Below are 17,227 nucleotides of genomic sequence, written 5' to 3'. Positions count from 1 at the left end.
TTATGAAAACATCGTCCTTTGCTAACGTTGGTAAAAAAAGATCTCCTTTAGGTGATTTACAAAACCTAAAGCCGGGAATGAAGAAAAAGAAAGGTGCGGCAAGCAGTTTGGCTTTAGCACTTCCTTTGACTTCGTTGATCGACGCTTTTTCGATCATCGTGATCTATCTTCTTATCGGAACTCAAAATAGCGGCATTGAGTCGACAGTTCCGGCGAAGATGTCCCTGCCGATGGCTGAACACAGTGTCGGTATCGACAAGGAAACGCCTATTTTGACAATTCAAAAAGGTGTTTATCGCCTGAATGACGAAGTCGTTCCCGTGCGCGCTTTAGGACAAAAGCTGACCGAGCTTAAAGCGAGATCAGAAGAAAAGTTGGTTGAACTTTTAGTTCAGGCTGACCAAGAGATGAAGTACGAAGATTTGGATCCTTTGTTAAGAGCAAGTTCTGAATCGGGTTTTGAGAAAATGAAATTTGCGGTGGTACCAGCACGATGAAAACACTTAACGATATCCTAGTTCTTGGAGCATTTTTAGGCGGTATTTTGAGTACTCCTCCGGCATTTGCCGAAAAAATGGCGGCAGGCACTCAGGATCTCGTTATCAAAAAAATGGAACGTGTCTTATCGGCTTTAGATAAGTCTGATCCGGCATGGCTTGCGAGCCAGCAGCGTCTGGCGGATCTTCTTTCCGAGCGCGCGCGCACTCGTTTTATGCTGGAAGTGGAAGCCAACTGTGAAGGCTGCAAAGGTTCTAAAGACGACCGTCAAAAGGCTATTAGAATTTATGAAATGCTTCTTCAGGAAGTAAAACTCAATGAGCACGGCCCTATTCTTTTCCAATTGGCCCATCTTTACGAGATGGCGGGCCAAGTCGATAAAGCCATCGCTCTTTATGAAAACATCATCAAAGACGCTAAAAAGAAAAATATCAATAAAGACATCGTGGTTCGTTCCCACGTGGGACTTGGCGATCTTCTTTTCCAAAAAGGTCGCTTTGTTGAAGCCAAACAAAACTATCAAATCGCTCTTAAAGATAAGAGCTTGGAAAATCGCTATTTGACGATCTACAACGTCGCATGGTGTGACTTCAACACGGACAACTTAAAGTCGGCAATCGCAACACTAGAAGATCTTTTAAAAGATCCTACGGCTATCACTCGTCAGACGGAAGAGGGTTCTAAATACGATGCCCCTTTTCATACCGACGTTTTACGTGATCTTGCGATGTTCTATACAAAGCAAGACGTGACTTCCCGTGAAATCACGAAATTTGAATCTTTAACTCCCGAAGAAAAGCGCAAAGATCTTCTATTATACTTCGCGAAAGAAACGGATCGTATCGGTCAGAAGAAGGCCGCTCAAGAAATCATGAGCCGTTACATGGCTCATAGTGCGCTTTCTAAGGAAGAGCGTATCGAAGCATCCATCCAGTTGGCGCAGATCAACTATGATCGCGGTCAAACAACAGAATCAGTATCTGAGTTTTCTAAAGCCGCTTTGGCTTTACAAAAAGCGGGCTGTTCTGGTGACAAGTGTGAAGAAATCCAAAAGTCGATGAAACGTTATGTAACAGAACTTCATCGCTCGAAGAAGTTGAAGCCGGATCAAGATTTGATGAACGCTTATATCACGTATAACAGAACTTTCCCTTCTGATATGGAAATGACTCAACGTGGGGCTTCTGTGGCTATGGAACTTAATAACTTCCCTATTGCTGTAGCTCTTTACCGAACTGTGAGTGAAAGCCGTCAGTTTTCTCAAAAAGAGCGCAACGAAGCTCTTTTGAACGAAGTTTCTGCGGCAGAAAAATCTAAAAATCCCCAATTGCAACGTGAAGCTTATCTTCACTATTTAAAGTATGCTCCGCGCGATGCGAAGTCATTTGAAGTGAAATATCAATTAGCTTACCTCAGTTACACGCAGAAGAAATTTGCGGATGCGGCGGAGTCTTTTGAAGACTTGGCTAAAGACAAATCGGGAACGGCAGATCTTCGTAAAAAATCTGCGGACCTTTCTTTAGATGCATTGGCGCAGCTTAAAAACGAAAAAGTTCTTGAAGACCTGGCTTGGGATTATGCCGAGATCTTCCCGTCTGCTCGAGTTGAATTCGAAGGGATTGCTCGTAAATCCTTGATGAATCGTGTAGCACGTGTCGCTAACGATCCTAAATCAAGTTCTTCGGACTTAAAGAAAGCTTTAAACAGTCTTGATTCGGATAAAGTTAAAAATGCCAGTAACCAAGAAAAGATTCTTTTCTTTAACAATCAGGCTGTTTTGGCTAAGAAGTTAGATGAAGAAAAAGTTTATGTTGGCGCATTATCTTCGTTGATGGCTGTTCCTGGACTGACGGAAGCTCAGCGTGAGTCGGCTTTAGAGCAATTGACTGGTTACTACGAGAAAAAATTAGACTTCAGAAATGCCTATGCGACGGCACTTCGTATGGAGCAATCTAAGATTTCTGAAAAGGAAAAAGAATTCCGTCTTGGAACCCTAGCGGACTTAGCCGGTTTAAATGCCTCTAAACACTACCGCAAATCTTTAGATGCAGGTCTTCGTGGTGAAAGATCTTTGGTCATTCGTTCCCGCTTAGTTTTGACTTCCGAAAACCCAGTGAAGGAACTAAAAGCCCAAGCGCCTGAGCTTAAGCAAAGACCCGCTCTTTTAAATGAAACGGCTTTATTAGTTTACGCAAAAACCGAGAACGCTTCTGCGATGAAGTCCGTTCTTGAGATGAAAGAGCTTCGCAAACAATCAGCGCCTCTTTTCGTGAAGAAACAAGATTTTTACGAAAAGGTTCTGCAGGCGAAAGCTTCTATTTCAGCTCATCAGTTGAATTCAAGTAAAGATCGCCTGTTGCAAAAGACAATTGCGGAACGCGTGTCTTTGCTTAAGAAGGCTGACAAATTATTGGCTGAAAGTTTGACGTTGAAAGACGTGACTGCACAAATGATGTCTTTGAATCTCGTGTCTTCAGAAAATGAACGCATGGTTCGTGACTTAGCCGGCCTCCCATTGCCAGCGAATTTGACTCCGCAAGAGCAAAATCAGTACATCGCTTTGTTGAAAGCGCAGTCCAAACCGTTCCTGTACAAGGCGCGCGTGGCTCAGCAAAAGCAACAGGAAATCTGGAATAAATCCTCGGCTTTGGCGCAAACTATCAAGGACTACAGAACGGCCCGTGCGGAACTTCGTCCTTTGTTAGCGCGTGAATTGACATTGTTAAACCAGATCCCGGGTAAGGGCGCTATGAAGTCCGCTTTAGAAGACGCTATGGACGAGAGACCATTTTCGTCACGTGATTTAGTGTCTGCCCGCAAATCTGTTGCAGATGACCCTGCAAACATCCGTGAAATTGAAAATTTGAAACTGATCGAGACGAAAATTGGCCATCCCCTTATGCCTTCTTACTTGGAAGCGCGTATAAGCCATCTTCAGAAGGGAAAAAGCTTATGAAATCAGTAATTTCTTTGGCCCTGGTTTTGCTATCTCTGTTAACGACCGAAGTGTCAGTGGCCGCGGGAAAAGATGGAAAATCTGTGAAGCCCGCAGCTAAAAAATCTCAGCTAGGAACCTCGTTTAGATTTAACGGTTCCACCCTGAGAGGTAAGTACCAAAGTTCAATGGGTACGGCAGCGACGGTCGAAAACGATAAACTGTTGGAAGATCTTTTGAAAGGACGAACGCACTTTAACGATCGTCAGGCAAAAGAAACTGAACGTAACTAGAAGGCAGAAAGACATATGAGCGCAGCGAAACTTCTGATTCTTGAAAACACAATGGGGCAAAAGGTTCGCACTTTCGCGGTACAAGCGACAACGATGAATCTTGTGTACCTGAAAGAAAGTCGCCGTATTGAAGCGTTTGCCGACCTTCAAGCTCTTGATGACAATAAAATTGCTTACACTCTTTTAAAACAAATTGATATCTCCGAACTTTCTGAAGAAGGTTTTGAATTGCAAGGTTTGGGACGCTTAAGAGCGTTCCCGAGTGCGGCCGTAAAAAACAGCCCGACTCACACCCTTCCTGAAGAAAACGACGAAGAGCAGCTTAAAACTATCTTGCAAAAAACCACCGCAACTCACTTAGCGGCGATCTTCTTGCTGCTTTTGGGTTCTTGGATTTACACAAACTATTTCATGAAAACTCAAGAGCCACCTCTTGTGACAATCATGCTTCCCCAAGAAGAAGTCGTGAAACCTCAGCCTCAAGCTCGTCCGACAGTAAAGGTTTCTAAGACGAAAATCCAAAAGAGCAACAAAATCTATCGCCCGGTTGCTCAAAAATTGAAAACAAAGCCCTACAAAGTCAACACGGCTAAAGCACGTGACGTTCGCCGTGTTGGCGCCTTAGCTGCCTTGGGTGGTTTGAAAACCGGCCACAAAGGCGCTGAAGGCTTGGATATGCAATCTCTTAAAAACATTCGCGCTGCTGGCACAGGTGCTGGTGGCGGTGGTATCGGTAACGCCGGCCGTGGTGGTGCTCGTGGTTATATGACTGGCAACGGTCTTATCGCGGGCTCTGCAGGTGAAGGTGCTCGTGCTCAAGGTGCTGGCGGTTACGGAACTCGTGGTTCTGGTGGCGGTCGCGCTGGTTACGGAAAAATCTCTTTGGTCGGTGGTACTTCAGCAGTGAGTTTGCCGCTGGATGAAGAAGTTTCGGTTGAAGGTGGTTTAGACCAAGACCAAATCATCGCGGTTATCAATCGTAACAAAGGTCAAATCACTTACTGTTACGAAAAAGGCTTGCAAGCTCAACCGTCTATCGGTGGTCGCGTGGCAGTGAGCTTCGTGATCGGTGCTTCCGGTCGCATCACAACAGCTAAAGTGGCGGAATCTTCTTTAGGTTCGCGCATGGTTGAAAGCTGCATGCTGCAAAGAATGAAAACATGGCAATTCCCTCGTCCTGTAGGACAAGTTAACGTCGACGTGCTTTATCCATTTGAACTGACTCGCGTGAGCGCTCGATAAGAGGAGATGACAATGAAACACATGCCTACCCTAATCCCCGTTATCGCTCTAAGCCTCTTCACCGCTGCTTGTGGCGAATATCAAAAAGATCCGGCTCCAGGTCTTGCGACTATGCGCGAGAACGCAAAGGTTCAAACTCAGCAAGGTCCTGACAAACCTCGTGAGATCACAAAAACAGTGGTGGTTGAAAAACCGGTTCTGGTTGTAAAAGAAGAATCGACGATCGACGAGAAATTCATTGTTATTACTCCAGACGCACAAATGACTTTCAATGAAGGTCAACAAGCTCAGTTTAAAATCCGCGCGCGTGTCCTAGTGCCGGGTATTGAGATTAAATTGTCAGCGCAAGGCTTGCCTGAAGGTGCTCGCTTGGAAAAATCCACGCAAGAAAAAGATCTTTATATCTTAACTTGGAATCCAGCTCTTTACACGGTTCCTGCAAATGCGGCTATGAAAAGCTATACTGCTAAAGTTGTCGCTGAGGTTTCTAAAGCCAACACCCAAGCAGAAGCTGACAAATTAAAAGGTCTTGTTCGCGAAAAAGAATTTAATATCTTCCTATTCCGCAATCAGGAAGCTCCATCAGGTTTGACGGTGACAGGCTTAAATTCAGAAGTGAATGAAGGGTCGTTAGTTCCTTTCACTGTGACAGTGAAAATCCCTGGTATCGACAATAAAGCTCCACAAAAACCACGTTTGGTTGTGAGCTATGATGGCGTCAGCTACACGGCTGGTAACAGCTTCCTTGAATTGGATGGAGCTCGTTACGTCGTTGCTGATTTGAATAAAAAAGACGCTGAATATCTTGGTGACTCTAATTGGAAGTTCACTTTGATCTTTGATACTAAAAATATCTCTGTTCAACCTCAGCTTGCTAAAGATGGCGCGATCATGGCTTCTGCCGATGGAACGCGTGTTCGCTTGAGCTTTAAAGTTTACAGCCCCTACGGCCTTTCGACACCTGAATCTTTGACTCAGGTTAAAGTTCGCTACACAAAAGCCATCCAGGCTCCCCGCTTTGACCTTTCAGGTTTGGGACAACAAGGTTTGGTGGTGAGTCCAGGTCAATCTGTAAATCTTAAATTTGCGGTGTCTTCTGCGGATAACCAAGCGTTGGTGAAAGTTGAATCTGCCGTATCTACTTTGCCTGGTACTCCCGTTGTTGAATGTAAGAATTCAGCCACGACAGCGGCGAAGCAAGAGTGCTCTTTGACTTGGACTGTTCCTTGTGACGCGAAGTCAGAGCAATTAAACGGCGAAATCACAATGAATGCTCAAGCTGTTATTAACGGCAGAAATTCGGACGTTACCCCTTATAAGCTTAAAGTAGTGGCTTCAACTGAAGACAAAAAACTTTGCGCTACGGAGGCTGCACAATGAAAACTATGAATTTACTAACAATCGCCTTCCTTGCGATTTCTTTGACGGCAACTTCGACTTTCGCAGCTTCTACGAAGTCTTCAGCAAAACAAATTAACGCCAATGAGGACATCGACACTTTAGGTGGTAACAGAGAATTGATGGAGATGGCTGAAAAAGTTAAATCCACTAGCCGTTCTCGAATCGTTCAAGAGCGCATCGTAGATCGCCGCAATACTTTGGAGTTCGGTCTTTCTTACGGTTCTGTCTTCGGTGGTGATGCTTACGTTAAAACTCAAGCCTTGGGTGCTCAAGTGGATTACCACATCACTCCTCGCTGGTCTTTGGGCGTTCGTTATTATGATTTCGGTAACAGTCTGACTTCAGAAGGTCAGCGTATCTATGACGATGCGAAAGCGGCTGAACAAGCTGGCGGTCGCGCCCTTCCTGTAGACATCGACTACCCGTTGAACTCTACAATTGCCGTTGTGAATTGGTACCCTGTTTACGGTAAGACAAGCTTCTATGATATGGGTGTGACTCAGTTTGACCTTTATCTTTTAGCAGGTGGCGGTTCGATCACTCTTTCTAGCGGTTCGACATCGGTTATGACTGGTGGTTTGGGTTTGGGGGCGTGGATTACGAAACACGTTTCCGCTCGCGCTGAGATTCGTTACCAAACTTATGAAGACCAAATTGCAACGGGAGCTCGTAAGCTCGATGTTGTAACTGGATCTCTTGGACTTGGATGGATTTTATGATGAAGTCTTTCGTCGCTCTTAGCACAATGGCGGTTCTAAGCCTGGGCTTGTCGACGCAAGCTCTGGCTCAGAATCGCGTGTCGGTTAAAGACTGGGTGCAAACTTGGTCCGACAAAGCCGCTAAAAAGAATGTCCCATTTAGCACTTCAGACCTTGAGAAAAAAGCTTTAGGTACTTGCAGTGATTGCGATAACAAGAGTGCACTTGCGGAAGGCCGTAAGCTTTTCACAAAAGGTCAATTTGAACAGGCTATTCGCACTTACAATGAAATTCCTCGTGGCAACACATACTGGTTGTCAGCGGTAGAGGAAAAAGGTTGGGCTTATTTCCGTCAGGAAGATTACGAGAAAGCTTTGGCGCAAACTAAGACTTTGCTAGCCCCTCAATTTGCTGAGATTTCTAATTCAGAGGCTTTCTTATTACAGTCTTTAACTCAATTAAAGATCTGTGATTACAAAGGTGTTTTTGAAACTCACCAAATTTTTAAAGAAAAACAAAAAAACCGTATTATGGAAGTTCAACAGTTGGCTAAAACCGGTTGGAACGATGCTTTGACTCAAGTTTTGAAAAAGGCCGACAAGTTTCCTTTAACTTTGGACGATATGGGTGACGCTGTTCAACGTCTTCCACTGTTGATCTATAAAGACGTGGAATTCCAAAAGCAGGCTTTGCGTTTCAAAGCTTCAGAAAGAGCGATTGCTTTGGCTGATTCTGTTCGTGCTAAGGATCAACTAGAAAAAACAAACACGCAAAGCTTCTTGGCTTTGAAAAAACGTGTTCAAGAATTAGCTCAAGAAGAAACAAACGAAAACTTCAACGTCATTCAAAAGCTCAACCTAGTTGAGGTTGAAGCCATCCAACGTGTTCACACGGATATGGAGTTAGCTGACAGCATGTATAAGAAAAACCAATTTGAAAAAGTTGGCGACGACAAGCTGGTATTTATGGACGACGGAAGACCTTGGATCGACGAACTAGATAAGTTCGAAGTGGCTGCAAAAACTTGCGCCAAAGGGATCAGGAGGAAAATGTGAGAAACCTCGTTATCGTAGCAATTTATTTTACAGCATTTATGTTGGTCTCTGCCTGCAGTCCAGAGTCTGCAACTTTAAGAGTTGAAAGACCTTTGGTTGAGGAACAGGTTCAAATCCCTCAGTATGACCAGATCCCGGCTCAAACTTTTGAGTGGATCACAGAAGATGGTGGTCAAAGCCAATTTGACTTCAATCCTGAAGTGGACATTCTTTTTGTGACAGACAACTCTGACAGTATGAAGACGGCGCAAGACAATCTTTTGCGCAACATCGACCGTTTTACTGCGGGTATTTTAAAAAATAAAATGATCGACTACCACATCGGGGTTATTTCTGTGTGGGACAGTTCAGATCGTTATGCACAAACTAAAAAAGATATCTACCAAATTGGTGATCTTCGTTACATTAAGAACACTCAAGGCCAGACATCGCAAAGCCGTCGTTTCGTGGCTAAATCTGACAATAACAGCAAATTGATTGCTTCCACTTTGAATATCGGTGTGACTCCGTATGCTCAAGGCGGCCCTGAGTTTGAAGAGCTGTTCTCTCCTTTAGCGGCAGCTTTGGAAAAGACCGGCCGTGGCGCTGCTAACGAAGGATTCTTCCGTAAGGAAGCACAACTTGTTGTGGTTCTTTTGACGGATGCTGACGATTCTTCTAAAAATCTGAATCCAGAAGAGATGGCGCAAAAACTGATCGACTTTAAAGGCGGCCGCACTGAAAAAGTCGCAGTCTACGGTGTTCTTGTGCGTCCTCAAGATCCTGACACGTACAAAGACTGGGATTTGCGTATTCATCCGAAGTATCATCCTGAGTGCTTCGATATGAATCAAAAAACTCCGAAGAACAATGGCAAGTGTACTGGTTTCGGTCCTGCACGTTTAGAACAATTGATTGTGGCGGCAAATCCGAACGAAGGAACTCCAGAACAAATTCGCGCAAAACACATCATGAGCATCGTCAGCCCTAAGTTCGGTGACGAGTTGGCTCAAATCGGTTCCGACATCACGGTGAAGACTTTGTCGAAAGAGATCTTCTTAAGCCAACGTCCGCGCGCTGATAAAAACGGTCAGCTGATGGTGCGTGTTCGTTACGGTAAACAAGTCATCCCGCAAAAAGCAAAAGGTGGCTGGTTGTACAACCCAGAAGACAACTCGATCGTTCTTTCTGGAGATATCGACTACCAATATGTCGAAGGCGCTCGATTCTCGGTGGACCTTGTTCCACTAACTTTAAAGAATTAGTTTTCTTCTAAGACTGAAATAAAATGCCGCTACTCAGCGGCTTCTTTCGTTTTAATAACCAGTGATCCACGTCGTATAGACAGTGTTCCCGGCTCTTAAGAATGTGATGACTGTTGATCTTCCCGATTGCGCTGTTGGCCCCGCGGGAACGGCCTTGAATGCGCCCGCCGATAATGAATCCGGCGCAGCTTGAGAGAACGAACACGAACCTCCTCCTGCTCCCGTGACAATCAAAGTATAAGATCCGCCTTCAAACATGTTTGAAAACGTGAAGGCGCCACAATCAGCGGATGTGTACTGAACGTTTCCGTTATTCCAATCGATGGAAGTGCTGTTACCGGCGTTGAACACCTTCGACAGAACTTGCCCCGACACCTCAAGCTTTGCTGTCGTCGTAGAAGTATCTGAAGCAATCATGCGCCCTGAGGTGTGAATATTGCCTGAGGTGTTGATTGCAGTTGTTCCACTGATAGTGCCGGATGTGATGGCACTTCCAGAAACTTTTCCTGCGGTTGTGATTGTGTCGAGCTTTGAGTCTGCAATAGGACCAGCAAGATCAATCTCGATACTTCCCGCTCCGTTAGTGATAGAGATATTATCTCCGGCAGTCAGCGCAGCTAGCGTGTAGCCACTGCCATTTCCGATAAGCAATTGACCATCGGTTGGCGTCGTTGAAAGCCCTGTACCACCGCGAAGAATCGGAAGTGCTCCCGCGGTAATCTGATTCGCATTCAACCCAATCGCAGAGCACTCATAAATATCCGTCACCGTATTGAAAGTCAGAGTTTCATTAATGGCACAATCTGGTAAAGGCGTGGAAACCCAGGTCGTCGTGGCTTGATCCCATTTTAAAAAAGATCCCAGCGCTGGAATTGTCGATGCGACATTTCGACCTTGAAGTTTTGCAACTGTCGGGTTCGGCAAAGTGCCGCTCAGATCTCCTCCCAAGGATGCCGTACTTTGAAAGGCATTCACGATTCGTAAATCATTACCTGCCGCGACTGTGTTGGCAGTGGTGCCCACGTTGAGAGTCAACGTCGTACTTCCGGAAGACGTCGTTGCCGTGAGGTAACTATTGCTACTGGTGATATTGGCGATCACCACTCCGGATTCTCCAGGCACAAAAGTTTCCCACCCCGTCCCGTTCCAACGCAAAGACTCTCCGGGAGTCAGTGACGCGGGATTAGGAATCGTGATACCACCTAAAGTGCCGGCTTTAGAATATTGAGTCGAGGTCCCGCTAATCAACGCTAACAACTCGTTGGCTTGAGTCTGTGTCATCGGTGTCGCGGTTCCGCCGTCTACGCGCAGGAGGTTTTCCGATTTATATCCTCCGACCTGTTGTGATTCTACAGAGTACGGAACTTGCGAAATATTCTGTGATTGAATGGTTTGAGCACCGGAACCATCGTTGAAGTTGATAACGAGCTTACGCGTTTGCAGGGGCCCTGGTACGAAATCACTTCCACTGGCGCAAGAAGGAAATGGACCTATCGTTGCGGCTTTGTTCGACAAAATCTGGCTTAATGAAAATCCCCCGTCAACCGCCGCTCCGGCTCGGGTCCCTTTGCCGATTTCTAGAGAAAAAATCCCATCAGAGTTTCGCATGTCCAATGTATGTGTCTCTTGAAAGATCAAACAGTTTTCAGAACCGGGGCTGTATAGATTTATGGTGAAAACCACGTTTTGAGTGGAAACAGGAGTTCCATCCTTTTTGATGATGCGGCCTTGATATGTCAGCGACGAGGCTGCCAGCGAAGGCTGTACCAGAAGGAAGGACAGACTGAAAAATAGAAACGTACCGAATTGTCCCATGCTCTACTTTTCGGAATTATTTTCGGATTTCTAAAGATGCCGAGGTGCCTGAGAACCTGATTGAGCACTCAGGATGAGACATTTTAACGGCTTTTTAAATAGAAATAATAGAGCTGTGAGGAGCGAAAATACTTTCCGTCAACACGCATGATTTCAGAGGGAAATGAGGCCTCTAAAAAGGTCTCTGAACCACGAGGACCCTGAGCCTTCATGAGCACCACAAATTCTTCGTTCGCGCGGAGATCGAATTCTTTTTCTTACGGTGCCATTGCATGAAACGCCGCCGGTCTACGCAGACTCATCATTGTACCTTGGCGACTGACTGAGATCCGGTGTGACGTAGACTCAACGCGAACCTCTCCAACCAGAGCTCCCCCGGAGCCTTCAATCCAGTACTCGCCATCTGCAGTGTAAGCCACATTGTATGGGGTGGCCGCAAATCCAGTGACATTGCGAGGATCTAACTTCACTTTTTCGGAAGGACCAAAAAATTCGGCGTCGACAGCTCCACAGCCGGACAAGATCATCATCAAAAACGTACCGAGTAAGATCCAAGTTTTCATATTGAACTTATCGGCGTTTTTGAAAACCTACTTTAGTCCGTAGTAAACTCTGAGCACTCCCATACCGTCGACAGTTTGCTTGCTGGTGTTGTTATACGTAGTGACTACTTCGTAGCTGTGCTGGTTATTCAGCTTAATACCTTCTGTGCTGGAATAACTTTCGGTCTTTAAGAGAACCGCCCGCTTCGGATCTTGGGTCGCCGTCCCCTTCCATACGAACTTTTTAGCGGTCTTATCATAAAGCGCCACGGACTCTCCATAGGGATGCAGATGAAGCTTGATCAAGCGAATCACACCGTTGTTTCGTATTGAGACCATGTCTTGAGAAAGAGGCCAGCGATACTCGTGCTTACCGGGCGGCACGATGAAGTGCACGGGGTCAGCACCGCCCATACCAGTCATGCTGTGGCCTTTATGGGGGTCCTCGCCTAAACGTTCAGGCTTTGACGGAGGCCTGTGTCTTTTTTCTGGGGGCACCTGAGTCGCGAAACTGTCACCGTAGAGCTGCTTTATTCCTAAGGCTTGCGCATCTTTGTCATCAATGTAGCCAATCTTAATTCTATAAATCAGCTTTTTATCGATTTTCGTTTCGACGTTGTTCAGAGCTTGAACAAGCACATTGACTTGCGAATCGATCACTTTCGCCATTTTCATCGCGTACCCTGGAGGAAATTCCATTTCAGGCATGCCTTGCGAAATTGTCAGCATGCCAGAGACTCGGCCATACTTTTCTTCATTCATCGGCGTCGGAATTGTCACCCATGCATGACAGAGATACTCTTCGGATTCCTTTTGGCCTTTCTCGTTGAAGATATCGACCGACATGCTTTTCACCCAGATCGAAGCGAATTTATCTTCGGGCGTCAGCGCGACGCCTTTTTCTTTAAGGGGCCCCGTCATCGAAGTATAGATCTTCTTAATATGGAAACCATCCATGATTACTGTCGCGTACTGGATAGCCTCTTTTTCGGTCTTAGGTGTGCCGAAAGAAAAAGAGGCCCCAAAAAGAAGAGTGAAAGCTAAAACGTACTTCATAATCACCTCTACTTGCCGTAGCAGCCGACATTTAAGTTAATACGGCGACTTGGCGAGCCCCACACCGTTTCGACAAAAGCGATCGGGTGCATTCCGTCGTTACACGGCGTTTTTCTTTGATGGTCAGGAAATGCCATCGTGAAATACTTTTGATCCGTCGTTGTAAAAATGGCTGGCTGGTTTGTCGCCAGTGCTTCTTTGATCAAATTCGGAAGCATTTCATTCAAGGTGCCCTCGAACGCCGACTCTTTGAGTGGCCCCACTAAGTCACGAACCTTTTTTTGTTTTGAACTTAAAAAGCGCTGTGCATCCTCGGGAAGGTCACTGGCAGAAATTGTTTTGAATTGTACGGCTTTTTGATCCACCGGCACTGGAGGCAGAATGGCCTCCATAGCTTTGGCGGCTTTTTCCTGTACTTGCTTCATATAAGAAGTCAGTGGTGCTACTTGAGAAAAAACGTACTGTCTTTCTGGAACAATTTTGTGACAGGCAGCGCAGGCCATTTCTTCCGTTTTCACATCATTTGTAAGCGCAACACCCAGGCCACCAAATAGGGCGTAACACCATCCGTCCGTATGTTTACATTTTTTTTCGTCGCGAACCATGAATTGATAGCGGATGGCTCCCATGGGAACCACGGAACTTGCAAAAGAAGGATCCTCTTCGGTGATCACTCCAATCTTGGCAAAAACGGCTCCGTCTGGATATTTTTCTCCACTCGTCAAAGCTTTCCATGCAAGATCGTTTGCGTAGGTGTAACGCATCTCTGTCGAATCTTTTCGATATCTTACCGTGACAAACTTCCAGTTTTTTTCAAAGCCTTCGTAATCCTTCAGACGAATTCCATTCATTTCCATTTGCGAAGGATCTAGCTTTTGCATATGACGGCTTAAAAGCGCCTGTCGCGGAGTCACCGCAGGCTTCCCGGTTTGCGCCTTCGATGGAACTGCAAAGAATACGTTTACGACCAATGCGATAACTAAGAGTTTCATTTCTCACCATCCCTGCAACGTGCTTTAGCTTTACTTGTTCAACTCAAAAAACATAAGATCTTCACCGACGACGAGCGGTCCTTGGTATGTCTTCCTAGTCAGTTCAATCAGTTTTTCTGGAGTGATATCTTTAGAAACAACAATATGAGTGTAAACGGCCTTGCCAGGTTTCACCTGCGAAAACACCCGGCCCGCCTGATCTGGAAGAGTGTGATGACTTAAAACCGGGGATGATTTCACTTCCACACCAGTAAAGTACGCCACTTCGTGAATTAAAAGATCCACACCCTTTGAGTGCTTAATAAGATTTTCGCTATAGACGGTGTCTCCGGAAATTACGACAGACTTTCCTTCGGCATCGATGCGATATCCGAAGGCCTCACCAATCGGTCCGTGCTCGACTTTAAAGGCCGTGATCTTTATTCCATTTTTATTATAAACAAGACCTTCCGTGATTTCGTGGACATTGATTTTGAATTTCACCTGAGGCGTTTTATCTTCGCGGATACGAGTTTCAGTATCCGCAGAAAATGCTTTTTGCATGTAGGAAATAAAACTCTTTGTCCCCTGAGGACCCGAGATCTCCCAAGCTTCCAGGCCTCGGCTTACAAGAGAAGAACTTAACCATAAATCAGGCAGTCCTACGGTGTGGTCCGAGTGAAGATGAGTGAGAAAAATGTGACGAAGGCTTTTTGTCGCGATTCCTGCTTTATGCAACTGGAGATAAGCACCTCGTCCAACATCAAAAAGAAACGACTCCTCACCCACTTTTACGACCACTGCTGGCCCCATACGCTCAGGCCTTGGCCACGGGTTCCCTGTTCCTAACAATGTCACATTGAAAGCTCTGGCTTGCGCAGAACTTACACCGAACATGATTAAAAGAACGAAGAAACTTTTTAACACTCTGCTTGTTTCCTATTTACGAAGTTTCAACCCGTAACAACCCGTTGCCACAGATTTCACGGCGCGACCTGAACGGGGTTGATGATCTAATAAAATATATTCATCGAGATAAGCTTTGCTTTTAGGGTCTCTTTCAAATTTTACGACAAGTGCCCGAGCGCCCGTGGTGGATGGATTAAGTCCGACAAATTTATGACTATTAAGAACTTCGCCACTTTCCTCTTTAAGCTCAGGAGGAACCGCAAGAACAAAGTTTTCGCCATTTACTTTTGCGGAAAGACGCAAGGTGAAAATACTCTCGATAGTTCCTTCGCGATAAACTCGGGATATCTCCAATTCACAGGGCGCATTTTTGTCGGTCTTACCTACGTAGACGCCCATCTCTGCCGGACCATTGACCGTGGCCTGCGCTGTTGAACTTAGCAAGAAAAATGCTGTCATCAATGGAATCTTCACAGGTCCCCCTTTTTCTTTTCTTGAGAAAGGATTTTGTTAATCAGATTTTCTAATGGGGCTGCTTTCCCAGAGACACCCACTCCGTTGACAACAAAAAACGGAGGCGTTTTAGCTCCTTGTTTTGCCGCTTCATCGATATCTTTTTTAACGAGCTTTTCTTGTCGGATTTCTGCCAAGTCCGAATGGAGTCGAGCCATATCCACATCTAGCTTTCTAGTGAGGCTTTTAAAGTAAGCTTCGCCTTCGTTACGAACGCGTCCGTGATTAGCGAAAACACGCTCGCGAAAAAGAGCGACCATTTTGAAATCTTGCCGCCCTATCGCCTCTACGTATTCCGCGGCTTGAATGGCGTCTTTACCTCGCGAAGCAGGAAGGTGGCGATAGACGATACGCACCTGGTTCGGAAATCGCTGTAGCATTTGCAGTGCTCCTTCTTCCGCTTGCGGGCACTTGTAACATGTTAAAAAATCCGAAAAAATAATGATGGTGACCGCGGCATTTTTAGGCCCCAAGGAAATACGCTTTTCATCAACGATGGGAGCCTCGGCTTTTTTCAGACGCTCATTTTCTTGGGCGCTTTCCTTTTGGCGCTGACGATAATCAGGGTTGATTGCCTGCTTCGTCAGATCTACAAAACGCTCGGGATCTTTTTCAATCGCCGTAAAAACGATATCTGGATTTTCAGCAAAAACTTTTTTCAGCTCTTCCGTGGAAGGAGCGCAACCCGCTAATAAAAAGGATGCGATCGATATCTTCCACATAATTTTAATAACACTGAAGCAAGTAATAAGGTTGAGGCCCCGGACCGTAAGCGTCGCCACAGTACGATCCACTTCCCGTGCCGTAGTAATATGAAATCACGCAGGTGCCACTGCCTGAAGCGCAATATCCCGCCGCTGAAATACACGCTCCGCCCGCATCATACGTATACCCAGCACACATATTGGTCGTGTTGCTGGCGGCGTTGCAAGCCGTACAGCCGGCGTAGGTGTAACTGCCACTTAACGAACCGTTGCTGCAACTGCGACTTTGCGAAACACAAGGCCCTGTGGGCCCCGCGTACGCGGTGACTGATGTGCCGTGCGCGATCCAACCCCAAGGACTGACATTGCAATTGTTATTACAAGTTCCATAAGCGTAAGTTCCCGCCAAAGTTCCATTACTGCAAGTTCGAGTTTGTGCAACTCCAGCGCAGGAATTGGAAGTGGCTGAAGCATAGGCCGTGACAGAGTTCCCATGAGTGACCCATCCCCAAGGACTGACATTGCAGTTATTACTGCAATTGGCATTTGTGTAAGAACCACTTAGAGTTCCGTTATTACACGTACGGGTTTCAGCCACCGCCGCGCAAGAATTTGCGGTGACGGTTTGATAAGCGGTGACTCCTGCTCCATGAGCAACCCAGCCCCAAGGCGCCACGTTACAATTATTATTGCACACGTTGAAAGTATAGGTGCCACTCAAACTTCCGTCGGTGCAAGTGCGCGACTCAGATATACTTGCGCACGCGTTCGAGGTTGACGCCGAATACGCTGTTACCGAACTTCCGTGAGGAATGCTTCCCCATTCCGCCGTGGCGCATGGATACGGATGACGAGTTGTTACTGTCCAAGCCCCCGCCACTGTTTCTCCGACTGTGACCGTTCCCGTAGCGGTCCCGCTGAGCGACGCACTGGAGGTCAGACGAATACGGATGGTGTCGCCCATATTAAACCCAGAAACAGAAGTGCTCCAAGTTCCGTTGCCATTGCGTTCGATTTCGCAACCACTGCAAGTGGCATTATAAGTTCCGCCGTATCCCGCCAACGTGATTGAATCCGAGACAACCATTGTAGACGGATTCACGCCCGCAACATCAGCGAATGCGAAACTCACCGGGCCTTTTTCTTTTTCTGTCCAAAATGGAGTTGGGATCAGTTGCGCGAAAGCCTGCACACTGAAGAACACCGCTGTTATAAAAACGTACCGAAAGCGGAGCATGAGTTGTCACCTCTTTACATGAAAGTTCCGAAACAAAGTGCCAAAAACAATTCTCAATTTAAGACTAAATGCAGGTGAATTTAATGTCCAACTTTTTTCTGTGACGTTCATTGA

16 protein-coding genes are annotated in these 17,227 nt (G+C 46.1%); 8 read left to right on the top strand and 8 right to left on the bottom strand.

All coding sequences use genetic code 11. The annotated features are described in order from the left end of the window. Positions 1-2 precede the first annotated feature (2 nt). The 8 genes from AZI85_RS17220 to AZI85_RS17185 are packed head-to-tail and all read left to right on the top strand — an operon-like array spanning position 3 to position 9,366. Entirely contained in the window at positions 3-497 is a 495-nt protein-coding gene (locus AZI85_RS17220) for an ExbD/TolR family protein (protein ID WP_063245203.1), read from the top strand. After that, on the top strand, positions 494-3,454 hold the full coding sequence (locus AZI85_RS17215) for a tetratricopeptide repeat protein (RefSeq protein WP_063245202.1): 2,961 nt from the start codon (positions 494-496) through the stop codon (positions 3,452-3,454). The genes AZI85_RS17220 and AZI85_RS17215 overlap by 4 nt, the downstream gene beginning before the upstream one ends. After that, positions 3,451-3,726, top strand: a complete 276-nt coding sequence (locus AZI85_RS17210) for a hypothetical protein (protein WP_063208174.1) — start codon at positions 3,451-3,453, stop codon at positions 3,724-3,726. Before AZI85_RS17215 ends, AZI85_RS17210 begins: the two co-directional genes overlap by 4 nt. 15 nt (positions 3,727-3,741) lie before the next feature. Next, on the top strand, positions 3,742-4,968 hold the full coding sequence (locus AZI85_RS17205) for an AgmX/PglI C-terminal domain-containing protein (RefSeq protein ID WP_063245201.1): 1,227 nt from the start codon (positions 3,742-3,744) through the stop codon (positions 4,966-4,968). 12 nt (positions 4,969-4,980) lie between these two features. Next, positions 4,981-6,348 carry a hypothetical protein gene (locus tag AZI85_RS17200; RefSeq protein WP_155724073.1) on the top strand — a complete coding sequence of 456 codons (1,368 nt, stop codon included), beginning with the start codon at positions 4,981-4,983 and terminating at the stop codon, positions 6,346-6,348. Then, positions 6,345-7,088 carry an outer membrane beta-barrel domain-containing protein gene (locus AZI85_RS17195; protein WP_063245200.1) on the top strand — a complete coding sequence of 248 codons (744 nt, stop codon included), beginning with the start codon at positions 6,345-6,347 and terminating at the stop codon, positions 7,086-7,088. Before AZI85_RS17200 ends, AZI85_RS17195 begins: the two co-directional genes overlap by 4 nt. Next, a complete protein-coding gene (locus AZI85_RS17190) occupies positions 7,085-8,122 on the top strand; it encodes a hypothetical protein (RefSeq protein WP_063245256.1) in 1,038 nt (345 codons plus the stop codon). Before AZI85_RS17195 ends, AZI85_RS17190 begins: the two co-directional genes overlap by 4 nt. Further along, positions 8,119-9,366: a hypothetical protein gene (locus AZI85_RS17185; protein ID WP_063245199.1), complete on the top strand. Its 1,248-nt coding sequence runs from the start codon at positions 8,119-8,121 to the stop codon at positions 9,364-9,366. Before AZI85_RS17190 ends, AZI85_RS17185 begins: the two co-directional genes overlap by 4 nt. A 51-nt stretch (positions 9,367-9,417) precedes the next feature. On the opposite strand, the gene AZI85_RS17180 is transcribed toward AZI85_RS17185, so the two are convergent. The 8 genes from AZI85_RS17180 to AZI85_RS17145 all read right to left on the bottom strand — a co-directional run bounded on the left by AZI85_RS17180 (position 9,418) and on the right by AZI85_RS17145 (position 17,113). Beyond that, positions 9,418-11,181: a hypothetical protein gene (locus AZI85_RS17180; protein ID WP_063245198.1), complete on the bottom strand. Its 1,764-nt coding sequence runs from the start codon at positions 11,179-11,181 to the stop codon at positions 9,418-9,420. Positions 11,182-11,438: 257 nt separating this feature from the next. Beyond that, positions 11,439-11,744, bottom strand: coding sequence for a hypothetical protein (locus tag AZI85_RS17175; RefSeq protein ID WP_063245197.1), 306 nt, complete (start codon positions 11,742-11,744; stop codon positions 11,439-11,441). Between the two features lie 27 nt (positions 11,745-11,771). Next, positions 11,772-12,779 (bottom strand): hypothetical protein, encoded by a 1,008-nt coding sequence (locus AZI85_RS17170; protein ID WP_063245196.1) that lies wholly within the window; start codon positions 12,777-12,779, stop codon positions 11,772-11,774. An 8-nt stretch (positions 12,780-12,787) separates the two neighbouring features. Next, complete coding sequence (locus tag AZI85_RS17165; protein WP_063245195.1) at positions 12,788-13,771, bottom strand: cytochrome P460 family protein; 984 nt, start codon at positions 13,769-13,771, stop codon at positions 12,788-12,790. A gap of 30 nt (positions 13,772-13,801) precedes the next feature. Then, on the bottom strand, positions 13,802-14,677 hold the full coding sequence (locus AZI85_RS17160) for an MBL fold metallo-hydrolase (protein WP_063245194.1): 876 nt from the start codon (positions 14,675-14,677) through the stop codon (positions 13,802-13,804). Between the two features lie 12 nt (positions 14,678-14,689). Next, positions 14,690-15,133: a hypothetical protein gene (locus AZI85_RS17155; RefSeq protein WP_063245193.1), complete on the bottom strand. Its 444-nt coding sequence runs from the start codon at positions 15,131-15,133 to the stop codon at positions 14,690-14,692. Next, positions 15,130-15,894, bottom strand: a complete 765-nt coding sequence (locus AZI85_RS17150) for a DsbA family protein (protein WP_063245192.1) — start codon at positions 15,892-15,894, stop codon at positions 15,130-15,132. Before AZI85_RS17150 ends, AZI85_RS17155 begins: the two co-directional genes overlap by 4 nt. Before the next feature lie 4 nt (positions 15,895-15,898). Beyond that, the gene (locus AZI85_RS17145) at positions 15,899-17,113 is read right to left on the bottom strand and encodes a hypothetical protein (RefSeq protein WP_063245191.1); all 1,215 of its coding nucleotides are present in this window, start codon (positions 17,111-17,113) and stop codon (positions 15,899-15,901) included. Between the last annotated feature and the right edge of the window lie 114 nt (positions 17,114-17,227).

The sequence above is a fragment of the Bdellovibrio bacteriovorus genome (assembly GCF_001592755.1).
Lineage (GTDB): Bacteria > Bdellovibrionota > Bdellovibrionia > Bdellovibrionales > Bdellovibrionaceae > Bdellovibrio > Bdellovibrio bacteriovorus_E.
This window is presented reverse-complemented; position numbering and strand designations above follow the sequence as displayed.

Bases quoted from the DNA above. Each gene is read 5' to 3' on its own strand.
- AZI85_RS17220 (WP_063245203.1), top strand. From the start codon at position 3: ATGAAAACATCGTCCTTTGCTAACGTTGGTAAAAAAAGATCTCCTTTA.
- AZI85_RS17215 (WP_063245202.1), top strand. From the start codon at position 494: ATGAAAACACTTAACGATATCCTAGTTCTTGGAGCATTTTTAGGCGGT.
- AZI85_RS17210 (WP_063208174.1), top strand. From the start codon at position 3,451: ATGAAATCAGTAATTTCTTTGGCCCTGGTTTTGCTATCTCTGTTAACG.
- AZI85_RS17205 (WP_063245201.1), top strand. From the start codon at position 3,742: ATGAGCGCAGCGAAACTTCTGATTCTTGAAAACACAATGGGGCAAAAG.
- AZI85_RS17200 (WP_155724073.1), top strand. From the start codon at position 4,981: ATGAAACACATGCCTACCCTAATCCCCGTTATCGCTCTAAGCCTCTTC.
- AZI85_RS17195 (WP_063245200.1), top strand. From the start codon at position 6,345: ATGAAAACTATGAATTTACTAACAATCGCCTTCCTTGCGATTTCTTTG.
- AZI85_RS17190 (WP_063245256.1), top strand. From the start codon at position 7,085: ATGATGAAGTCTTTCGTCGCTCTTAGCACAATGGCGGTTCTAAGCCTG.
- AZI85_RS17180 (WP_063245198.1), bottom strand. From the start codon at position 11,181: ATGGGACAATTCGGTACGTTTCTATTTTTCAGTCTGTCCTTCCTTCTG.
- AZI85_RS17175 (WP_063245197.1), bottom strand. From the start codon at position 11,744: ATGAAAACTTGGATCTTACTCGGTACGTTTTTGATGATGATCTTGTCC.
- AZI85_RS17170 (WP_063245196.1), bottom strand. From the start codon at position 12,779: ATGAAGTACGTTTTAGCTTTCACTCTTCTTTTTGGGGCCTCTTTTTCT.
- AZI85_RS17165 (WP_063245195.1), bottom strand. From the start codon at position 13,771: ATGAAACTCTTAGTTATCGCATTGGTCGTAAACGTATTCTTTGCAGTT.
- AZI85_RS17150 (WP_063245192.1), bottom strand. From the start codon at position 15,894: ATGTGGAAGATATCGATCGCATCCTTTTTATTAGCGGGTTGCGCTCCT.
- AZI85_RS17145 (WP_063245191.1), bottom strand. From the start codon at position 17,113: ATGCTCCGCTTTCGGTACGTTTTTATAACAGCGGTGTTCTTCAGTGTG.